Below are 18,776 nucleotides of genomic sequence, written 5' to 3'. Positions count from 1 at the left end.
TCATCCCCCGATCACCAGTCGCGCACTCACGGCAGTGCCTTCACGGCTGGCCGACCCCAGTTGCACCGCGAGCCCGGCGGCGATCAATCGCTCGCGCAGGCGCTCCAGGGCATCGAACCCCGGCGCCTGCACCTGCATCGACAGGTCGCCCCGTGTGTTGCTGAAATCCAGTTGCTGCACCCGCACCTGCGCCCCTTCGGCGAGCAGGGCATCGGCCGCCTGGTCGAGCAGGCCGAGCAAACGCCCCTGCCCCGTCGCAGTTCCGGCGGCGAGATGCTGGTCGAACTGCGCGCGCAGGTTGATCAGCTTGCTGTCCTGGGGGAACAGCTCCCGGTACAGCGCCTCGTTGGCCGCCGCATAGTTGTCGCCCTCATGGCGCAGGTGCCAGCCCTGGGCCAGGTAGAAGCCCCACTGCAGCACCACCCAGAGCCCCACCAGGGCCAGCACCGGGCGCAGGAAGCGCTGGTGGCGATGTTCCTGGCGCACCTGGAATTCCGCCTGAGCCAACTCGCTGCCAAGGTGCGAGGCGAGCCATTGATAGGGTTGCGCCTGCTCCTGCCATTCGTCGATGCCTTCCAGCACCTGGCGTTCACGCGGCGCCCGGCCATGCAGCGGCAAGGCACAGGCCTCGCGCAGGTGCGGCCAATCCTCGTCCTGCAGACCGAGGCGGGCGCTTTGTTCGCCGCCCAGCAGCCAGCGGCCGTCCAGCCAGAACAGCTGGGTGCCCTCCTCCGGCAACAGGTCGGCATCCACCTGCAGGCTGGCGGGCACCGAGCCCAGCTCCGCGGCCAGGTCGACCCAGGCACTCAACCAGCTGCGGCGCACGGCGAAAATACGGTGCAGGCCATCCGGCAGCCCCCCCCCAGTGCCAGGTGCAGGCTGTCGACGTCCTCGGCCAGCAGCTCTTCCACGGCAAACGGCAAGGCCTGGCGCAACCAGCGCGCCTTTTGCGTGGGCAGGCGTGCGGCGCAAGCGGTCACCGCCTCCACCGGCAGCACCAGGCGCCAATCACCGGAGAGCGCCGTTACCGCGGCGGCGAACGGCAGTTGCCGGGCATCACCGCCCTGCACCAGCCAGACCTCCAGTTCGCCATCGACGCGGGTCACCGCCGCCGCCGGCAGGAAAATACTTGCCTGCTTCATTCTTCGTCCTTTTCCTTGAGAAGGGCCGGCGGCAAGCCGCCCTGCCCCATGTCGCGGGAAAGCACCCGCACGCGGCCGTCGTTGCCACGCTGCAGGGTGCTGACCAGTACCTGGCGCCTTCCGCCAAGGTGCACTTCGCTGGTCACCCGGAAATATTCGCTGCCCACCGCCAGCCCTTGTGCCTCCATGCCCATGCCGGCCAGGGCGGATTGCCCCAGGAAGGCGTCCAGGGTCTGGAAGCCGGCCTTGCCGCGGGCCGCCACCAGCGCCTCACCCACGCTGGGCGTCAGGGTGTCGGCGAGGCTGGAAAGCACCATCGCGCCCGCAGTGTTGACGTTGAGCGTGGCATTGTCCGGCAGGGCTGCGACATAGGGCAGCAGGCGACGATAGTCCGCCTCGGTCATGCCTGCCAGCAGGCGCAGTTCGGAGACATCCGCCATGGCGCGGTTGGCTGCCCGGTAGGGCGGTTGGTTGAGCAGGTATTCGTTGTCTTCGGCGCCGTTGGCACCGGTGGGCTCCTGGTCCTTGTCGAGCCAGTCCACCAGGCGCTCGGCATAGGGCGCCTCGATCTGCAGGCGCAGCAGCAGGCGGCGGAACTGCAGCAGCGACTGCTCGTTGACCTTGCCCTGGCGCACCACGGAATTGAGGTTGAAGCGCGCGGTGGCGTCATCGATGCGCACCAGCAGTTCGCCGCCATCGTCCAGGGGGAAGTTGTTCAGGGGCCGGGCCCAGGCTTCACCCAGGTGATCCACCGGCGTGCGCGGGTCACCGGCGCGCAGGTCGCGGAGCAGCATGCCACGAGCCAGCGCCTCACCGCCCAGGGCGTACTGCAGGGCCTGGCGCGCATGCAGCTGGTTGGCGCTGGAACGGATCGCCAGTTGCTGCCGGGCGATCATCCCGGCACAGACGACGGTCACCACGGCCACCACCAACAGCACCGTGATCATGGCCATGCCCCGTTGCCGCATCATGGCGTACCGCCTTCGTCAGCCGGCACGTCGTCGCCGCCGTCATCATTGTTGTCGTCGCCATTGGGCACCTGGGGCTGTTGCTGCGGAGGCTCGTCCACCAGGCGCAGCACCCGGCGCAGTTCGCCGTAGCGGCGATGCTCGAGGGTCAGTTCGATGGCCCGGGGCAACTTCTCCAGGCTCTTGTCGCCGGTCTCGCCGTCGGCGGGCCAGACCTCCACCCAGTTGTCGGACTTGTCCAGGTAACGCAGCTTCAGGCGGGTCACCCCGTCCAGTGCCTGCTGCACTTGCGGCTGGCTGTCCTGGGCCTGGTCGAGCACCGTCCAGTAGCGCCGTTCCAGCTTCTCCCCGGAGAGCTGCCAGCGCACCCGCTGCATGCGTGAGCGCGGTGCGCCAAGGGGGTTGCGCCAGCCGCCACGGCTCAGCTCGACGCTGTCGTTGTCGCCGCTCTCGCCCACCAGTGCGCCGCGCCATTCGCCATAGGCGTCACGCACCGGTCGCGGGTTCACCTGCTGCAGGTCGCGCTCGATGGCGGCCATGGCCCGCACCAGCTCACGCAGTTGCTGCTCCTGGGCGCGGGTGGCGCGGTCGCTGGCGAGCACGCTGTCGAGCATGCGGTAGGTGCCCAGGGCCAGCAGCGCGAAGATGGCGATGGCGATCAGCAGTTCCAGCAGGGTGAAGCCGGCGCTGCGCTTCATTGCTGGGTCTCGATGAAGCCGACCAGGCGCGCGGCGGCGCGGTCTTCCAGCTTGCCCCGGGGACCGCGGTCGTTGCGCTGGGCAACCCAGAGGGTGGCGCGGCGCAAGGCTGGGTCGGAGGTGGCATCGACCTGGCTCTGCCATTCCCAGCGGCGCCCGGCGAAATCCAGCTCGCCCTGGTCGCGCCCTTCGCCCGGCGGCGTGGCAGCGAGCTGCATCTCGGCCAGGCGGTTGTCGGCGATCCACATCGCCAGGGTCTTGTCTTCCAGGCGCGCGGCGTTCTGCAGGCTGCGCGCGCTGGTGGCCAGCACCGAGGCGGCGACCACGGCGAAGATCGCCAGGGCCACCAGCACTTCGAGCAGGGTGAAACCGCGCTGGGCCTTCATCCTGCCCGCCCCTTGCCGGCCAAGGCTTCGACCTTGGGCAGGCGGAAGCCATCGCTGCTCATCTGCAAGCGCACACCGTCCTTGCGACGCTCCCCCAGTTCCAGGCGGAAGGGGCTGAGTTCGCCACTGGAGAGGATCAGCAATTGCGGTGCACGGGGTTGTTCCTTGGGTTTCTCGTCGTCATCGGCCACCGGACTGGGCAATGCCAGCGCGGCGCCTTCCAGCTCGAACTTGAGCTCGGCCCAGGCCGGCAGCTTGTGGCTTTCTTCCCCCACTTCCTGCCAGCGGGCCTTGGCTTCGTCGAAGCGCAACACGCGGTAGCCATCGGCGTCCAGGCGCAGGCCGTATTCGCGGTTGTCGAGCACGGCTTCATCCACCAGTACGCCGATCAGCCCGGCCAGGCGCTCGGCTTCATTGTTCAACTCACGGGAGGGGCCGGCCACGCCGGTGCTGAGCACCGCCAGCCCGACCAGGCAGCCGATGATCACCAGGACCACCAGCAGCTCGATCAGGGTGAAGCCGCCCTGCCCCTTGGCGGGCGGGCAGCCTGGGCAGCGCGACCGTGGGGGCATCAGTTTTCCCAGTTACCGATATCGGCATCGGCGTCGGTGCCGCCTTCCTTGCCGTCGGCGCCGAAGGAGTACAGGTCATAGGGGCCCTTGGTGCCGGGGGCCAGGTACTGGTAGGGGTTGCCCCAGGCATCGACCGGCAGGCGCTTGAGGTAGCCGTCCTTGTTCCAGTTCTTCGGCTGCGGGTTGCCACTGGGCTTCTTGACCAGCGCCTCCAGGCCCTGCTGGGTGCTGGGGTAGGCGAAGTTGTCGAGCTTGTACATGTCCAGCGCGGCGCCGATGGCCTTGATGTCGCCCTTGGCGACCGTGACCTTGGCCTGGTCCGGGCGGTTCATCACCTGGGGCACCACCAGCGCGGCGAGGATGCCGAGGATGACCACCACCACCATGATTTCAATGAGCGTAAAGCCCGACTGTTTGCGGCGCAGTTTCACGCGATTACCCCACGAGTTGGTTGAGAGAAAGGATCGGCAGGAGGATGGCGAGGACGATGACCAGCACCACCGCGCCCATGAACACCAGCATGAAGGGCTCGAACAGCCCCACCAGCAGCGCGATCTGCGCACCCAGGTCGTTCTCCTGGTTGCGCGCGGTACGGGCCAGCATCTGGTCCAGCTCGCCGGAGCGTTCACCACTGGCGATCATGTGCAGCATCATCGGCGGGAACTGACCGCTGGCCTCCAGCGCACGGGTCAGGCTGCCGCCTTCGCGGACCTTCTGTGCGGCCAGTACCACGTCGGCGCGGATCACCCGGTTGGCGATCACTTCGGCACCGATGCCCAGCGCCTCCACCAACGGCACGCCGCTCTGGGTGAGGATCGCCAGGGTGGAGGCGAAGCGCGCGGTGTCGGTGGCGCGAACCAGGCCACCCACCAGTGGAATGCGCAGCACCAGGCCATGCCAACGGGCGCGTATCGCCTCCTCGCGCAGCGCCACGCGGGCACCGATGAAGGCGGCGATGGCGAGCAGGGCCGCCAGCCAGCCCCAGTGCTTGACCAGGTCGCTGAGGGCGATGAGGCCACGGGTGAGCAGCGGCAGGGTCTGCCCGGAATCGATGAACACGCGCACCACGTCCGGGACCACGTAGCCCAGGAGGAAGGAGACGATGCCGAGGGAGGCGCACATCAGGATCACCGGGTAGAGCAGCGCGAGCTGGATCTTCTGCCGCGACTGCTGGCGCTGCTCGGTGTAGTCGGCCAGTTGTTCCAGCACCGGGCCGAGGTGGCCGGCGTGCTCCCCCGCCGCGACTGTGGCGCGGTACAGCTCGGGGAAGGCCGCGGGAAACTCCCTCAGGCTGCCGGCCAGGCTATGGCCTTCGAGCACCCGGGCACGCACCGCCAGCAGCATGGACTGGATGCGCGGCGAGGTGGATTGGGCCGCGGCGGCGCGCAGCGCTTCCTCAATGGGCAACGCGGCCTGCACCAGGGTCGCCAGCTGTCGGGTGACCAGCGCCAGGTCGCGGGCGGACAGGCCCCGAGCGAAGCCGAGACGACCGCCACCGGCAGCCTGTTCGCGGGTGCGGGTGGCCTTGACCTCCAGCGGTGCCAGCTGTTTTTCACGCAGCAACTGGCGCACCTGGCGGGCACTGTCGGCTTCCAGCACACCCTTCTGCGGACGCCCACGGGCGTCGAGGGCGAGGTATTCGAAGGCGGCCATTATTCTTCCTGGGTCACACGCAGGACCTCTTCCACCGTGGTCACGCCTTCAAGCACCTTGCGCTTGCCGTCATCGCGGATGCTGGGGCCGAAACGGCGGGCGTGGCGGGTCATCTCCTGCTCCGCCGCGGAGTTGTGGATCAGGCTGCGCATGTGGTCGTCGAAGACCACCAGTTCGTAGATACCGGTACGGCCGCGGTAGCCCTGCTGATGGCATTCGGGGCAACCACGGGCGTGGTAGAGGGTCGGCGGGGCCGCCGGGTCGACGCCCAGCAGCGTGCACTCGGCGGCATCGGCACTGTAGGGCACCTTGCAGTGGTTGCAGAGCACGCGCACCAGGCGCTGGGCCAGCACGCCGAGCAAGGAGGACGACAGCAGGAAGGGCTCGACGCCCATGTCCACCAAACGGGTGATGGCGCCGATGGCACTGTTGGTGTGCAGGGTGGAGAGCACCAGGTGACCGGTGAGGGACGCCTGGACGGCGATCTCGGCGGTTTCGTGGTCGCGGATCTCACCCACCATCACCACGTCCGGGTCCTGGCGCAGGATGGCGCGCAGGCCGCGGGCGAAGGTCATCTCCACCTTGGCGTTGACCTGGGTCTGGCCGATGCCTTCCAGGTGATATTCGATGGGGTCTTCCACCGTGAGGATGTTGCGGGTGCGGTCGTTGAGGGTGACCAGGCTGGCGTAGAGCGTGGTGGTCTTGCCCGAGCCGGTGGGGCCGGTGACCAGCAGGATGCCGTGGGGCTTGCGCACCGTGGCCTCCATCAGGTCGCGGTCACGCGCGCTCATGCCCAGGTGCTGCAGGGTCAGGCGGCCGGCCTGCTTGTCCAGCAGGCGCAGTACCACGCGCTCGCCGTTGGCCGACGGCAGCGTGGAGACGCGGATGTCCACCTCACGGCCAGCCACGCGCAGGGAAATACGGCCGTCCTGGGGCACGCGTTTTTCGGCGATGTCCAGCTTGGCCATGACCTTGATCCGCGACACCAGCAGCGCCGCCAGCTCACGCTTGGGTTCGAGCACCTCACGCAGGATGCCGTCGACGCGGAAGCGCACCACCAGGCGTTTTTCGAAGGTCTCCAGGTGGATGTCCGAGGCGTTCTCGCGGATCGCCTCGCCGAGAATGGCGTTGATCAGGCGGATGATCGGCGCGTCGTCCTCCTGCTCCATCAGGTCGGTGGTCTCGGGCATCTGCTCGGCCAGCGCGGCCAGGTCGAGGCTGCCGCCGAGGTCTTCGGCCAGTTGCATGGTGGCGGAGGAGTCGTGCTGGTAAGCCTGGGCCAACGCCTGGTCGAACGATTCGACTGGCAACGGCCGGAATGGCAGCGAGCGACCGACGAAGCGACGCGCCTCGGCCAGGGCCACCAGTTCGGCGCCTTGGCGATGGGCCAGACAGGGCTCGACGCCATCCTGCAGGAAGACGCCGTGACGCTTGGCAAAGCCGAACGGCAGGCGCCGCAGAGGCGCCTCGATCGAAGAGTTCATCCGTGTAATGCCTTCATGAATTCACCGGGGCAATTATCACAACGCTGTCTGACCGTTGTGCAGCAGATCCCTGCCATTTTCTTGTCGTTGTGATCGGGCACGCACGCAAACCCGTAAAAAAACCGGAATATCTTTAGCACATAGACCTCCGCGATACACCTGCTGTCGGGTTGTAGCGTGAATGCGTCGTACTGCTATGATTCAGAGCTTTCGCCGAATCAGAAAATCAAGAACAACTCGCGGAGACCCCCACTTGCCCACAACTGGTGCTCGACACTGGCTGCAACAGCATTCGCCCGCGCTTCTGGGCGCGGGCTTGGTGATTGCCATGAGCCTGAGCCTCGCCTGGCAATCCGCCGACTGGATCCGATTGCTCCGCAATTCCCCCGATACCAGCAGTGACCCCACCAGCACGGCGGTGGTTCCGGCCAGCCTGGAACGCCTCGAACCGCTGTTCGGTCCGAACCGCGCGCAGAGCGATGCGCCACCACCGGCGACCAACCTGCGCCTGACCCTGCTGGGCAGCTTCATCAACGCCGATGAGGCACGCTCCAGCGTGATCATCCGCAGCGAGGGCGACAAACCCAAGCGCCTGCACAGCGGCGAGGAACTTAGCCCCGGCGTGAAGCTCCATGCCATCTACCGTGATCGCGTGGAAATCGACCGGGGCGGCCGCCTCGAGACCCTGACCTTCCCCCGGGCACGCCTCGCCGTGCCCAGCTCGCCCGCCATGGAGGCGGAGCCGGCAAATGATGCTGTCAACGACCTCGGCGGCCTCCAGGAGGACAACGCCGCCGAACTGCGCGAACGCATGGAAGCACTGAGAAAACAGATGGAAGAATCCGGCGGCCTCTCGCCGGAATCACCGCCCGAACAGCCCCTGGAAAGCGAATGAATCAATGCCCACACTTCTCTCGCGCCTGAGTATCGCCCTGCTGGCCGCCGGCCTCGCTGCCGCGCCGTTGCCCTTGCTGGCCGCCGATCCGCAACCCCAGGCCGAAAACAGCCAGCAGGAAGGCTGGACCATCAACCTCAAGGACGCGGACATTCGCGAATTCGTCGACCAGGTGGCCGACATCACCGGCGAGACCTTCATCGTCGATCCCCGGGTCAAGGGCCAGGTCAGCGTGGTGTCCAAGGCGCCGCTGAACCTGTCCGAGGTCTATCAACTGTTCCTTTCGGTGATGGCCACCCACGGCTTCACCGTGGTCACCCAGGGTGACCAGGCCCGCATCATCCCCAACGCCGAAGCCAAGGCCGAAGCCGAGGGCGGGCCGGCCGCGCCGGACAAGCTGGAGACCCGGGTGATCCAGGTCCAGCACACGCCGGTCACCGAGCTGATCCCGCTGATCCGCCCGCTGGTGCCGCAATACGGCCACCTGGCGGCGGTGACCTCGTCCAACGCCCTGATCATCAGCGACCGCAGCGCCAACATCGCGCGCATCGAAAGCCTGATGCGCCAGCTGGACCAGAAGGGCGACCGCGACTACACCGTGCTCAACCTGCAGAACGCCTGGGTGATGGACGCCGCCGAGGTGCTCAACAGCGCCGTCAGCCGTGGCCAGGCCAAAGGCACCAACGCCGCCCAGGTGATCGCCGATGCCCGCACCAACCGCCTGATCATCGTCGGCCCGCCCTCGGCACGGGCCAAGCTGGTGGCGCTGGCGCAGTCCCTCGACACCCCGACCTCGCGCTCGGCCAATACCCGCGTCATCCGCCTGCGCCACAACGACGCCAAGGCCCTGGCCACCACCCTGGGCGAGATTTCCGAAGGCCTGAAGACCCCGGAAGGTGGCAGCGAGCAGCAAGGCAAGCCGCAGAACATCCTGATCCGCGCCGATGAGAGCCTCAACGCCCTGGTGCTGCTGGCCGAGCCGGACACGGTCAATGCGCTGGAAGACATCGTCCGCCAGCTCGACGTACCCCGCGCCCAGGTGATGGTGGAAGCCGCCATCGTGGAAATCTCCGGCGACATCACCGACGCCCTCGGCGTGCAGTGGGCCGTGGATGCCCGCGGCAAGACCGGCGGCCTCGGCGGGGTCAACTTCGGCAACACCGGGCTCTCGGTGGGCACCGTGCTCAACGCCATCAAGGACGAAAAGCTGCCCACCACCCTGCCCGATGGCGCCATCATCGGCATTGGTACCGACCACTTCGCCGCGCTGGTCACCGCGCTTTCGGCCAACAGCAAGAGCAACCTGCTGTCCACGCCGAGCCTGCTGACCCTGGACAACCAGAAGGCGGAGATCCTCGTGGGCCAGAACGTGCCCTTCCAGACCGGTTCCTACACCACCGATGCCGCCGGGGCCAACAACCCCTTCACCACCATCGAGCGCAAGGACATCGGCGTCACCCTCAAGGTCACCCCGCACATCAACGAGGGCGCCACCCTGCGCCTGGAGATCGAGCAGGAAATCTCCTCCATCGCCCCCAGCGCCACCCTCACCGCCCAGGCGGTGGACCTGATCACCAACAAGCGCTCGATCAAGAGCACCATCCTCGCCGAGGACGGCCAAGTGATCGTGCTCGGCGGCCTGATCCAGGACGACGTCACCACCACCGACTCCAAGGTGCCGCTGCTCGGGGACATCCCCCTGCTCGGTCGCCTGTTCCGCTCCACCAAGGACAGCCACGTGAAGCGCAACCTGATGGTGTTCCTGCGCCCGACCGTGGTCCGCGACCGCGCCGGGCTGGCCGCACTCTCGGGCAAGAAGTACAGCGACATCCGCGTGCTCGGCGACCAGACCGACAAGGAAAGCCGCCCGAGCATCCTGCCGCGCACGCCGGCGCAGCTGTTCGACGGCGGCCAGGGCACCCCGGCCATCGATGTGCGCCCGCCGGAGGCTCCGCTGCCCTGACGGGACGCAGAAAAGCGAACGGGCGGCAGTGCCAGGCACTGCCGCCCGTTTTCGTTTGGGGGAATGGAGCGTGGAGCGGTGGGCTGAACCCTACTAAGCGGATCAGTCCAGGTAGATCATCTTGCGGGTCATGCCGCCGTCCACCAGGAACTCCTGGCCGGTGACGAAGCCGCAGCCGTCCGAGAGCAGCCAGGCGACCATGGAAGCGACATCCTCCACCTTGCCGACCCGACCGGCCGGGTGCTGGTCGTGATCCCACTCCGACAACGGCGCCTCTTCACGGGCGGCGCGGTCGCGGGAGTCGATCCAGCCGGGGCTGACCACGTTGACGCGGATGTCCGGCCCCAGGCTGATGGCCAGCGCATGGGTCAGCGCCACCAGCCCGCCCTTGCTCGCGGCATAGGCTTCGGTATCGGCTTCGGACTGATGGGCGCGGGTCGATGCGATGTTGACGATGGCCCCGCGATGCCCGCGCAGGTAGGGCGCGCAGTGCTTGGCCAGCAGCATCGGGCCGGTGAGGTTGACCGACAGGGTGCGGTTCCACTGCATCAGTTCGAGGCTTTCCAGCGGCGCGCCGTGGGCTTCGGCGACGCCGGCGTTGCACACCAGCGCATCGAGGCGGCCGAACTGGCCAAGCACTTCGGCAACGCCCACGGCGACCTGGCTTTCATGGGCCACGTCCATGCCGACGAACCAGGCGTTGCCACCCAGTGCCTTGGCTACCTTGCTGCCTCGGGCACGGTCGATATCCGCGAGCACCACCTGCCAGCCTTCGGCGATCAGCCAGGCGGCGATGCCCAGGCCGATGCCACGGGCCGCGCCGGTGACCAGCGCGACCTTGCCGTTATGGGCGGGCGCCGATTCCATGGACCAGTCGATCACAACGCAGCAAGGCCACGAGCGAGGTCGGCCTTGAGGTCGGCGATGTCTTCCAGGCCCACGGCGACGCGGATCAGGTTGTCAGCGATGCCGGCGTTGGCACGCTCCTGCGGCGACAGGCGCCCGTGGGAGGTGGTGGCCGGGTGGGCGATGGTGGTCTTGGTGTCGCCCAGGTTGGTGGTGATGGAGATCACCCGGGTGGCGTCGATGAAACGCCACGCCGCTTCCTTGCCGCCGGCCACTTCGAAGCTGACCACGGCGCCGAAGGCGCTCTGCTGGCGCTTGGCTAGCTCGTGCTGCGGGTGGCTTTCCAGGCCGGCGTAATAGACACGCTCGATGCCAGGCTGCTGTTCCAGCCAGCGGGCCAGTTCCAGGGCGCTGGCGCAATGGGCCTGCATGCGCACGCGCAGGGTTTCCAGGCCCTTGAGGAAGATCCAGGCGTTGAACGGGCTGAGGGTCGGCCCGGCGGTACGCAGGAAGCCGACCACGCCTTCCATCAGCGCTTTGCGACCGGCGACCACGCCACCCATGCTGCGGCCCTGGCCATCGATGTACTTGGTGGCCGAGTGCATGACGATGTCGGCACCGAGCTTCAGCGGCTGCTGCAGCGCGGGGGTGCAAAAGCAGTTGTCCACCGCCAGCAGCGCGCCACGGGCGTGGGCGATCTCGGCCAAGGCGGTGATGTCCACCAGCTCGGCCAGGGGGTTGGACGGCGACTCGACGAAGAGCAGCTTGGTGTTGAGCTTGAAGGCCGCTTCCCAGCCGGCCAGGTCGGCCAGCGGCGGGTAGTCGACTTCGACACCGAAGCGCTTGAGGTACTTCTCGAACAGGCTGATGGTCGAGCCGAACACGCTGCGCGACACCAGCACATGGTCGCCGGCGCTGCACTGGCTCATGACGATGGAGAGGATCGCCGACATGCCCGAGGCGGTGGCCACCGCTTGCTCGGCACCTTCCAGGGCGGCGATGCGCTCCTCGAAGGCCCGTACGGTGGGGTTGGTGTAGCGCGAATAGACGTTGCCCGGCACCTCGCCGGCGAAACGCGCGGCGGCGTCGGCGGCGGTGCGGAACACGTAGCTGGAGGTGAGGAACATCGCCTCGCCGTGCTCGCCTTCCGGCGTGCGGTGCTGCCCGGCGCGTACCGCCAGGGTGTCGAAGGCCGCGCCTTCGAGGTCACTGTCCAGCCGGCCGGCTTCCCATTCCTGCGTCATATCCCCACCTCTTGGAAACGAAGCCCGGGACAGGGCCCGGGCTGGCAACGTTCAGCGTGCGGCACGAGGCCGCGAACTCAATTGTTGTACAGGTCGATGATCGCGCTGACCACGTTGACCTTGGCCTTGCTGGCGTCATTGCGCGCCTGCTCGATCTTGTTCAGGTAGTGCTCGTCGACATCGCCGGTGATGTACTTGCCGTCGAACACCGCGCAGTCGAACTGGTCGATCTTCACCTTGCCACCACCGACCGCCTCGATCAGGTCCGGCAGGTCCTGGTAGAGCAGCCAGTCGGCGCCGATCAGCTCGGCCACTTCCTCGGTGGTGCGGTTGTGGGCGATCAGCTCATGGGCGCTGGGCATGTCGATGCCGTACACGTTCGGGTAGCGCACCGCCGGGGCGGCCGAGCAGAAGTAGACGTTCTTGGCGCCGGCCTCGCGGGCCATCTGGATGATCTGCTTGCAGGTGGTGCCGCGGACGATGGAGTCGTCCACCAGCATCACGTTCTTGCCGCGGAACTCCAGCTCGATGGCGTTGAGCTTCTGACGTACCGATTTCTTGCGCGCGGCCTGGCCCGGCATGATGAAGGTACGGCCGATGTAGCGGTTCTTGACGAAGCCCTCGCGGAACTTCACGCCCAGGTGGTTGGCCAGCTCCAGGGCCGCGGTGCGGCTGGTGTCCGGAATCGGGATGACCACGTCGATGTCGTGGTCCGGGCGCTCGCGCTGGATCTTCTCGGCGAGCTTCTCGCCCATGCGCAGACGTGCCTTGTAGACCGAGACGCCGTCCATGATCGAATCCGGGCGCGCCAGATAGACGTGCTCGAAGATGCACGGGGCGAGCTTCGGTGCCTTGGCGCACTGGCGGGTGTAGAGCTTGCCGTCTTCGGTGATGTACACCGCTTCGCCCGGTGCCAGGTCACGGATCAGGGTGAAGCCGAGTACGTCGAGGGAGACGCTTTCGGAGGCGATCATGTACTCCACGCCTTCGTCGGTGTGACGCTGGCCGAAGACGATCGGGCGGATGGCGTTGGGGTCGCGGAAGCCGACGATGCCGTAGCCGGTGATCATCGCCACCACAGCGTAGCCACCACGGCAGCGGTCATGCACGCCGGAAACCGCGGCGAACACGTCTTCCTCGGTGGGCTGCAGCTTGCCGCGATGGGCCAACTCATGGGCGAACACGTTGAGCAGCACTTCCGAGTCGGAACTGGTGTTCACGTGGCGCAGGTCGGATTCGTAGATTTCCTTGGCCAACTGCTCGACGTTGGTCAGGTTGCCGTTGTGCGCCAGGGTGATGCCGTAGGGCGAGTTGACGTAGAACGGCTGCGCCTCGGCGGAGGTGGAGCTGCCCGCAGTCGGGTAGCGCACGTGGCCGATGCCCATGTGGCCTACCAGGCGCTGCATGTGGCGTTGCTGGAAGACGTCACGGACCAGGCCGTTGTCCTTGCGCAGGAACAACCGGCCGTCATGGCTGGTGACGATGCCGGCAGCGTCCTGGCCGCGATGCTGGAGAACGGTGAGCGCGTCATACAGCGCCTGATTGACGTTCGACTTACCGACGATACCGACGATGCCACACATGCGGTGCAACCCCTGCTGCTAGTAGTTCAGGCTAATACCGGGCGACGGGCCGGGCAGTTGGTGCCCCGCTCGCCACCCTTTGTTTGGCGGCTCAGCTTGGTGCGCTGACGCTGCCGGCAAGCCACTGGCTGGTGAAACCCAGAATCAGGTTCTTCGACCAGTCGGCGACCATCAGAAAATGCGGTAGCAACGTTGACTGCTGCCACCATGGATCCTGTTGCACCGGCGCCAGGCTCAGCAGGCCGACCAGCACCACCACCAGCAAAGCCCCGCGCGCCGCGCCGAAGACCATGCCGAGGAAGCGGTCGGTGCCGTCCATGCCGGTGACCCTGATCAGCTCACCGATCAGGAAATTGACCAACGCCCCCACCAGCAGGGTGGCGATGAAGAGAATGGCGCAGGCCGCGATCACGCGCGCCGACGGCATTTCGATGAACTCGGTGAGGTGCTGTGACAAGGCCCCGCCAAACATCCAGGCGACTATGCCGGCGATGATCCAGGTGAGCAGCGAAAGCGCTTCCTTGACGAAGCCGCGTTTCAGACTGATCAGGCTGGAAATGGCGATGATGGCGATGATCGACCAATCGACCCAGGTGAATGCCACGTATGCAGCTCACGAACAGAAAAGGCGCTGCATTTTAGCAGAGCCCCGTCGCTCCGGTAACCCGCGGATCAGATTGCTCTGATAGAGAGAGCGAATCAGCCCTTTTCAGGCTGGAAACGCACGATGAAGCCATTGAGCTTCTGTTGGCGGCTCAGGGAATCCCGCAGCCGGTCGGCTTCCGCGCGCTCGATCACCGGGCCGACGAACACCCGGTTCATGCCTTCGGCACTGCGGATGTAGGCGTTGTAGCCCTGGCTGCGCAGGGTCTGCTGCAGCTTCTCGGCGCCGGCGCGGCTGGACAGGCTGGCGAGCTGGATCGACCAGCTGACCGGCAGGCCATTCGGGTCCAGGCGCTTCTCATCGGCCTTGGGCGGCGTGGCGGCTGGCGGCACGGCCTGGGCCTGTTGCTGGGCCTGCGGCTGTGCGGGAGCCTGGGGCTGGGCCGGCTGCGCGGGCGCTGCAGGCTGTTCGGTGGGGGCAATGGGCAGGGCGCTGGCCTGGCCGTTGGCATCCAGCGACGGAACCGGCTCTTCCGGGAGTACCTGGGGCTCGGGCACCTCGACGGTTTCCATCTCCACCGGCGGCATCTCCGGGGTCTGCGGCATGGCCGGCGCGTCGATGCGCACCTGGCGCAACTCGTCCTCGCGGGTGAACAGCATCGGCAGGAAGATCACCGCCAGCGCCAGCAGCACCAGGGCACCGACGATGCGTTGCTTGAGTCCCTTGTCCAGCACAGCCACTCCCCCTTAAACCTGATGCGCGAGCCAGGCCAGCGCCTCGGCCACGCAATAGAAAGATCCGAACGCCAGGATTTCATCGCCCTCCCCGGCTTTCTCGCACTGTGCCTCCAGCGCCGCGGCAATATCGCCATGGCTGCTGGCGGTAACGCCCAGCGCGAGCAACGCGGCCTGCAGTTCGGCCGCAGGCCGGCTGCGCGTGGACGGCAGTGTGGCCACGGCCCAGTCCAGCAGCACGTCCTTGAGCGGCGCGAGCACACCGGCCAGGTCCTTGTCGGCCAACAGGCCGAACACCGCCAGACGCCGACCGGCGACCGGGCGGCTGCGCAAGCGCTCGGCCAGGTAGCTGGCCGCGTGGGGATTATGCCCAACATCCAGCAGCAGCGTGAGTGACTTGCCACGCCAATTCAGCGCGCGGCGATCCAGGCGCCCGGTGACCCGGGTGGCTTGCAGCGCCTGGGTGATGACGGCTTCGTCCCAGGGCTGGTCGAGCAGCGCATAGGCCTGCAGGGCCAGTGCCGCGTTTTCCAGGGGCAGGTCGAGCAGCGGCAAATCATGGAGCTGGCGACCCTGACCATTCCGGTCCAGGCCACGCCAATGCCATGCCCCCTCCCCCACCGCCAGGTCGTAGTCACGACCACGCAGGATGAAGGGAGCGTTGAGGGCAGCAGCCCGCTCGGCGAGCGGTGCAGGCGGGTCGAGGTCACCACAGAGCGCCGGTTTGCCGGCACGGAAGATGCCGGCTTTCTCGAACGCCACGCTTTCGCGGGTATCGCCGAGCCAGTCGGCATGGTCGATGCCGATGCTGGTGACCAGCGCCAGGTCGGCGTCCACCAGGTTGACCGCATCCAGCCGGCCACCCAGGCCGACTTCGAGCACCACGGCGTCGAGGCCGCTGCGCTCGAACAGCCAGAAGGCCGCGAGGGTGCCCATTTCGAAATAGGTCAGGGAGGTTTCGCCACGGGCCGCTTCCACGGCCACGAATGCCTCGCAGAGCGCTTCGTCGCTGGCATCGATGCCATCGATCTGCACGCGCTCGTTATAGACCAGTAGGTGCGGCGAGCTGTACACGCCGACCTTGAGGCCCTGCGCCCTCAGCAGGGAAGCGAGGAAGGCGCAGGTCGAACCCTTGCCGTTGGTCCCGGTGACCGTGACCACCCGCGGCGCCGGCCTGTGCAGGCCAAGTCGCTGGGCGACCTGGTGACTGCGTTCCAGCCCCATGTCGATGGCTGTGGGGTGGAGTTGCTCGAGGTAGGCGAGCCAGTCGGCGAGGGTTCGTTGGGTCATGCAGTGGCCGGTGAGGGTAGATGCATGAACTGCGCGAGCAGCCGCGACAGGCGGGCACGCAGTTCATCGCGGGGAATGATCATGTCGATGGCGCCGTGCTCCAGCAGGAACTCGCTGCGCTGGAAGCCTTCAGGCAGCTTCTCGCGAACGGTCTGTTCGATCACGCGGGGGCCGGCAAAGCCGATCAGCGCCTTGGGTTCGGCGACGATTACATCACCGAGCATGGCCAGGCTGGCGGATACGCCACCGTAGACCGGGTCGGTGAGCACGGAGATGAAGGGCAGGCCCTCTTCGCGCAGGCGCGCCAGCACGGCGGAGGTCTTGGCCATCTGCATCAGCGAGATCAGCGCTTCCTGCATGCGCGCACCACCCGAAGCGGAGAAGCACACCAGCGGGCAACGCTTCTCCAGCGCCACGTTGGCAGCGCGTACGAAACGCTCGCCGACCACAGCGCCCATGGAGCCGCCCATGAAGGAGAACTCGAAGGCGCAGGCGACGATAGGCATGCCTTCCAGGCTGCCGCTCATGGCGATCAGCGCATCCTTCTCGCCGGTGTCCTTCTGGGCCGCGGTGATGCGGTCCTTGTACTTCTTGCTGTCACGGAACTTCAGGCGGTCCACCGGCTCCAGCTCGGCACCCAGCTCCTCGCGGCCGTCGGCGTCGAGGAAGATGTCCAGGCGAGCACGCGCGTCGATGCGCATGTGGTGGTTGCACTTGGGACAGACGTCGAGGGTCTTCTCCAGTTCGGGCTTGTACAGCACGGCCTCGCAGGACGGGCACTTGTGCCAGAGGCCTTCAGGAACCGAGCTCTTCTTCACCTCGGAACGCATGATCGAAGGGATCAGCTTGTCTACCAGCCAGTTGCTCATGCTCTCGTTCTCCATAGCTTCAGGCCCGAACACGCGCTAGCGGCCCGGAGCCCTGCGCATGTTCTTGAGCGAATTCACGATTGCGGACGGGGTTGGCGGCATCGGCGGGATGGCGACGGTACGCCCAGCCCCGCACGGTGACGCCGGGAAGGCCCCGGCCATCTGGGCGACGGGCACCGCCAGGGTGCCGTCGCGAAAAGCAAAATCGGCCCGATCCGACACCGTGCGCATACGCGCGTGCCCGGGCAACTGGGTTATGGACGGCAGCGCAGGCGGCGCCGTCACATCTGTGGACGACGGGTTCAGCATGCCGCCCTTGCCGCATCGATGAAGGCTCGCACCTTGTCGTGATCCTTGATGCCCTTGCTCGCCTCCACTCCGCCGCTGACGTCGACCGCGTAGGGCCTGACCTGCGCCACCGCGCTGGCGACGTTTTCCGGGGTGAGGCCGCCGGCGAGGATCACCGGCTTGCCCAGGCCGACCGGCACCAGGTTCCAGTCGAAGGCTTCGCCGGTACCACCGGGGATGCCGGGCACGTAGGTATCCAACAGCACGCCCGAGGCGCCGGGGTACTCGCTTACGCGGGCCGCCACATCGTCGCCGGGCTTGACCCGCAAGGCCTTGATATAGGGACGACCATGGCCTTCGCAGGCTGCCGGGGTCTCGTCGCCGTGGAACTGCAGCAGGTCGAGGGGCACCGCTTCGAGAATCGCCGCCAGTTCAGCGGCGGGCATATCGACGAACAGGCCCACGCTGGTCACGAAGGGAGGCAGCGCCGCGACTATCGCCCGGGCCTGCTCGACATTCACCGCTCGCGGGCTGGCGGCATAGAACACCATGCCGATGGCGTCGGCACCGGCCGCTGCCGCGGCGAGGGCGTCCTCGACGCGGGTGATGCCACAGATTTTGATGCGAACGGCTGGCAAGTTGCAGGCACCGGTGGGTAAAAGATGCTGGATGGTAGCAAAGGCTCGGCGGAGCGTCAGCCCGGGTTTTCCGGTAACCAGGAGAGAAAATGCGGCCCGATGTAACGGTGCGGCAGCTGGAATTCCTCGGGGTACTCCACCTGCACCAGGTACAGCCCGTAGGGATGGGCGGTGACGCCACCGGTACGCCGCACGCGGCTTTCCAGCACTTCACGGGCCCATTCCGGCGGACGCTCGCCGGCACCGATGGTCATCAGCACGCCGGCGAAGTTGCGCACCATATGGTGAAGGAAGGCGTTGGCGCGGATATCCAGCACGATGAAGCGCCCGTGCTCGCTGAGGTGCAGGTGGTGCACCGTCTTGATCGGCGACTTGGCCTGGCACTGGCGGGCACGGAAGGCGCTGAAGTCATGGGTGCCGACCAGGTGGGCGGCGGCCTCGCGCATGCGCTGGATATCCAGCGGGCGATGGTTCCAGGTGACTTCCTCGGCCATATGCGCGGGGCGGATCTGGTCGTTGTAGATGACATAGCGATAACGCCGCGCCATGGCACTGAAGCGCGCGTCGAAATGCCGGGGCATTTCCTGGGCCCAGGCCACGCTGATGTCGTTCGGCAGGTTCATGTTGGCGCCCATGGTCCAGGCATGCATGGAGCGCTGCACCGGCGTGTCGAAATGCACCACCTGGCCACTGGCATGCACCAGGGCGTCGGTACGCCCGGCACAGCTGAGGGTGACGGGAGCACCGCCGGCCACCTTGGACAAGGCCGTTTCCAGGGTTTCCTGGACGGAGGGCACCCCGGCGCGTTGACGCTGGAAGCCACGGTAGCGGGAGCCCTTGTACTCGATGCCGAGGGCGATTCTGTAAATGCCAACGGCAGCCGAGTCGGCTGCCGTTGTGGGTACTGCTTGGGTCATTG

General features: G+C 67.0%; 18 protein-coding genes and 1 pseudogene. 2 read left to right on the top strand and 17 right to left on the bottom strand.

Features of this window, described 5'->3' with window-relative positions; all coding sequences use genetic code 11:
- The 8 genes and pseudogenes from gspL to gspE form a co-directional block, all read right to left on the bottom strand.
- Window positions 1–1,142, bottom strand: a pseudogene (gene gspL, locus PSm6_RS18925) (type II secretion system protein GspL).
- Window positions 1,139–2,113: a type II secretion system minor pseudopilin GspK gene (gspK, locus tag PSm6_RS18920; RefSeq protein ID WP_265167955.1), complete on the bottom strand. Its 975-nt coding sequence runs from the start codon at window positions 2,111–2,113 to the stop codon at window positions 1,139–1,141. The pseudogene gspL and the gene gspK overlap by 4 nt, the downstream one beginning before the upstream one ends.
- Window positions 2,110–2,808 (bottom strand): type II secretion system minor pseudopilin GspJ, encoded by a 699-nt coding sequence (gene gspJ, locus PSm6_RS18915; protein WP_021218558.1) that lies wholly within the window; start codon window positions 2,806–2,808, stop codon window positions 2,110–2,112. Before gspJ ends, gspK begins: the two co-directional genes overlap by 4 nt.
- Window positions 2,805–3,194 carry a type II secretion system minor pseudopilin GspI gene (gene gspI / locus PSm6_RS18910; protein ID WP_265167954.1) on the bottom strand — a complete coding sequence of 130 codons (390 nt, stop codon included), beginning with the start codon at window positions 3,192–3,194 and terminating at the stop codon, window positions 2,805–2,807. The genes gspJ and gspI overlap by 4 nt, the downstream gene beginning before the upstream one ends.
- Window positions 3,191–3,766, bottom strand: coding sequence for a type II secretion system minor pseudopilin GspH (gene gspH / locus PSm6_RS18905; RefSeq protein WP_021218560.1), 576 nt, complete (start codon window positions 3,764–3,766; stop codon window positions 3,191–3,193). The genes gspI and gspH overlap by 4 nt, the downstream gene beginning before the upstream one ends.
- On the bottom strand, window positions 3,766–4,197 hold the full coding sequence (gene gspG, locus PSm6_RS18900; RefSeq protein ID WP_031287415.1) for a type II secretion system major pseudopilin GspG: 432 nt from the start codon (window positions 4,195–4,197) through the stop codon (window positions 3,766–3,768). Before gspG ends, gspH begins: the two co-directional genes overlap by 1 nt.
- Before the next feature lie 4 nt (window positions 4,198–4,201).
- A complete protein-coding gene (gene xcpS, locus PSm6_RS18895) occupies window positions 4,202–5,419 on the bottom strand; it encodes a GspF family T2SS innner membrane protein variant XcpS (protein ID WP_021218562.1) in 1,218 nt (405 codons plus the stop codon).
- A complete protein-coding gene (gene gspE / locus PSm6_RS18890) occupies window positions 5,419–6,903 on the bottom strand; it encodes a type II secretion system ATPase GspE (protein ID WP_021218563.1) in 1,485 nt (494 codons plus the stop codon). Before gspE ends, xcpS begins: the two co-directional genes overlap by 1 nt.
- Before the next feature lie 328 nt (window positions 6,904–7,231).
- Between gspE and PSm6_RS18885 the strand changes: the two genes are divergently transcribed.
- Both PSm6_RS18885 and gspD read left to right on the top strand, forming a co-directional pair.
- Window positions 7,232–7,798, top strand: a complete 567-nt coding sequence (locus tag PSm6_RS18885; RefSeq protein ID WP_021218564.1) for a type II secretion system protein N — start codon at window positions 7,232–7,234, stop codon at window positions 7,796–7,798.
- A gap of 4 nt (window positions 7,799–7,802) precedes the next feature.
- Window positions 7,803–9,761, top strand: coding sequence for a type II secretion system secretin GspD (gspD, locus tag PSm6_RS18880; protein ID WP_021218565.1), 1,959 nt, complete (start codon window positions 7,803–7,805; stop codon window positions 9,759–9,761).
- Between the two features lie 102 nt (window positions 9,762–9,863).
- Here the strand turns inward: gspD and PSm6_RS18875 are convergent, their stop codons facing one another.
- The 9 genes from PSm6_RS18875 to truA all read right to left on the bottom strand — a co-directional run bounded on the left by PSm6_RS18875 (window position 9,864) and on the right by truA (window position 18,774).
- Entirely contained in the window at window positions 9,864–10,628 is a 765-nt protein-coding gene (locus tag PSm6_RS18875; protein WP_021218566.1) for an SDR family oxidoreductase, read from the bottom strand.
- Between the two features lie 11 nt (window positions 10,629–10,639).
- Window positions 10,640–11,851, bottom strand: a complete 1,212-nt coding sequence (locus tag PSm6_RS18870; protein ID WP_265167953.1) for an O-succinylhomoserine sulfhydrylase — start codon at window positions 11,849–11,851, stop codon at window positions 10,640–10,642.
- Between the two features lie 77 nt (window positions 11,852–11,928).
- Window positions 11,929–13,434 carry an amidophosphoribosyltransferase gene (gene purF / locus PSm6_RS18865; protein WP_021218568.1) on the bottom strand — a complete coding sequence of 502 codons (1,506 nt, stop codon included), beginning with the start codon at window positions 13,432–13,434 and terminating at the stop codon, window positions 11,929–11,931.
- A 91-nt stretch (window positions 13,435–13,525) separates the two neighbouring features.
- Window positions 13,526–14,038: a CvpA family protein gene (locus PSm6_RS18860; protein ID WP_021218569.1), complete on the bottom strand. Its 513-nt coding sequence runs from the start codon at window positions 14,036–14,038 to the stop codon at window positions 13,526–13,528.
- 95 nt (window positions 14,039–14,133) lie between these two features.
- The gene (locus PSm6_RS18855) at window positions 14,134–14,778 is read right to left on the bottom strand and encodes an SPOR domain-containing protein (protein ID WP_031287419.1); all 645 of its coding nucleotides are present in this window, start codon (window positions 14,776–14,778) and stop codon (window positions 14,134–14,136) included.
- Window positions 14,779–14,784: 6 nt separating this feature from the next.
- On the bottom strand, window positions 14,785–16,062 hold the full coding sequence (gene folC / locus PSm6_RS18850) for a bifunctional tetrahydrofolate synthase/dihydrofolate synthase (RefSeq protein WP_021218571.1): 1,278 nt from the start codon (window positions 16,060–16,062) through the stop codon (window positions 14,785–14,787).
- On the bottom strand, window positions 16,059–16,931 hold the full coding sequence (gene accD / locus PSm6_RS18845; protein WP_021218572.1) for an acetyl-CoA carboxylase, carboxyltransferase subunit beta: 873 nt from the start codon (window positions 16,929–16,931) through the stop codon (window positions 16,059–16,061). Before accD ends, folC begins: the two co-directional genes overlap by 4 nt.
- Window positions 16,932–17,233: 302 nt before the next feature.
- Complete coding sequence (locus PSm6_RS18840) at window positions 17,234–17,857, bottom strand: phosphoribosylanthranilate isomerase (protein ID WP_021218574.1); 624 nt, start codon at window positions 17,855–17,857, stop codon at window positions 17,234–17,236.
- Between the two features lie 56 nt (window positions 17,858–17,913).
- Window positions 17,914–18,774: a tRNA pseudouridine(38-40) synthase TruA gene (gene truA, locus PSm6_RS18835; RefSeq protein ID WP_043243358.1), complete on the bottom strand. Its 861-nt coding sequence runs from the start codon at window positions 18,772–18,774 to the stop codon at window positions 17,914–17,916.
- Window positions 18,775–18,776 lie beyond the last annotated feature (2 nt).

Origin of the sequence: Pseudomonas solani (genome assembly GCF_026072635.1) — a bacterium.
Taxonomy (GTDB): domain Bacteria; phylum Pseudomonadota; class Gammaproteobacteria; order Pseudomonadales; family Pseudomonadaceae; genus Metapseudomonas; species Metapseudomonas solani.
This window is presented reverse-complemented; position numbering and strand designations above follow the sequence as displayed.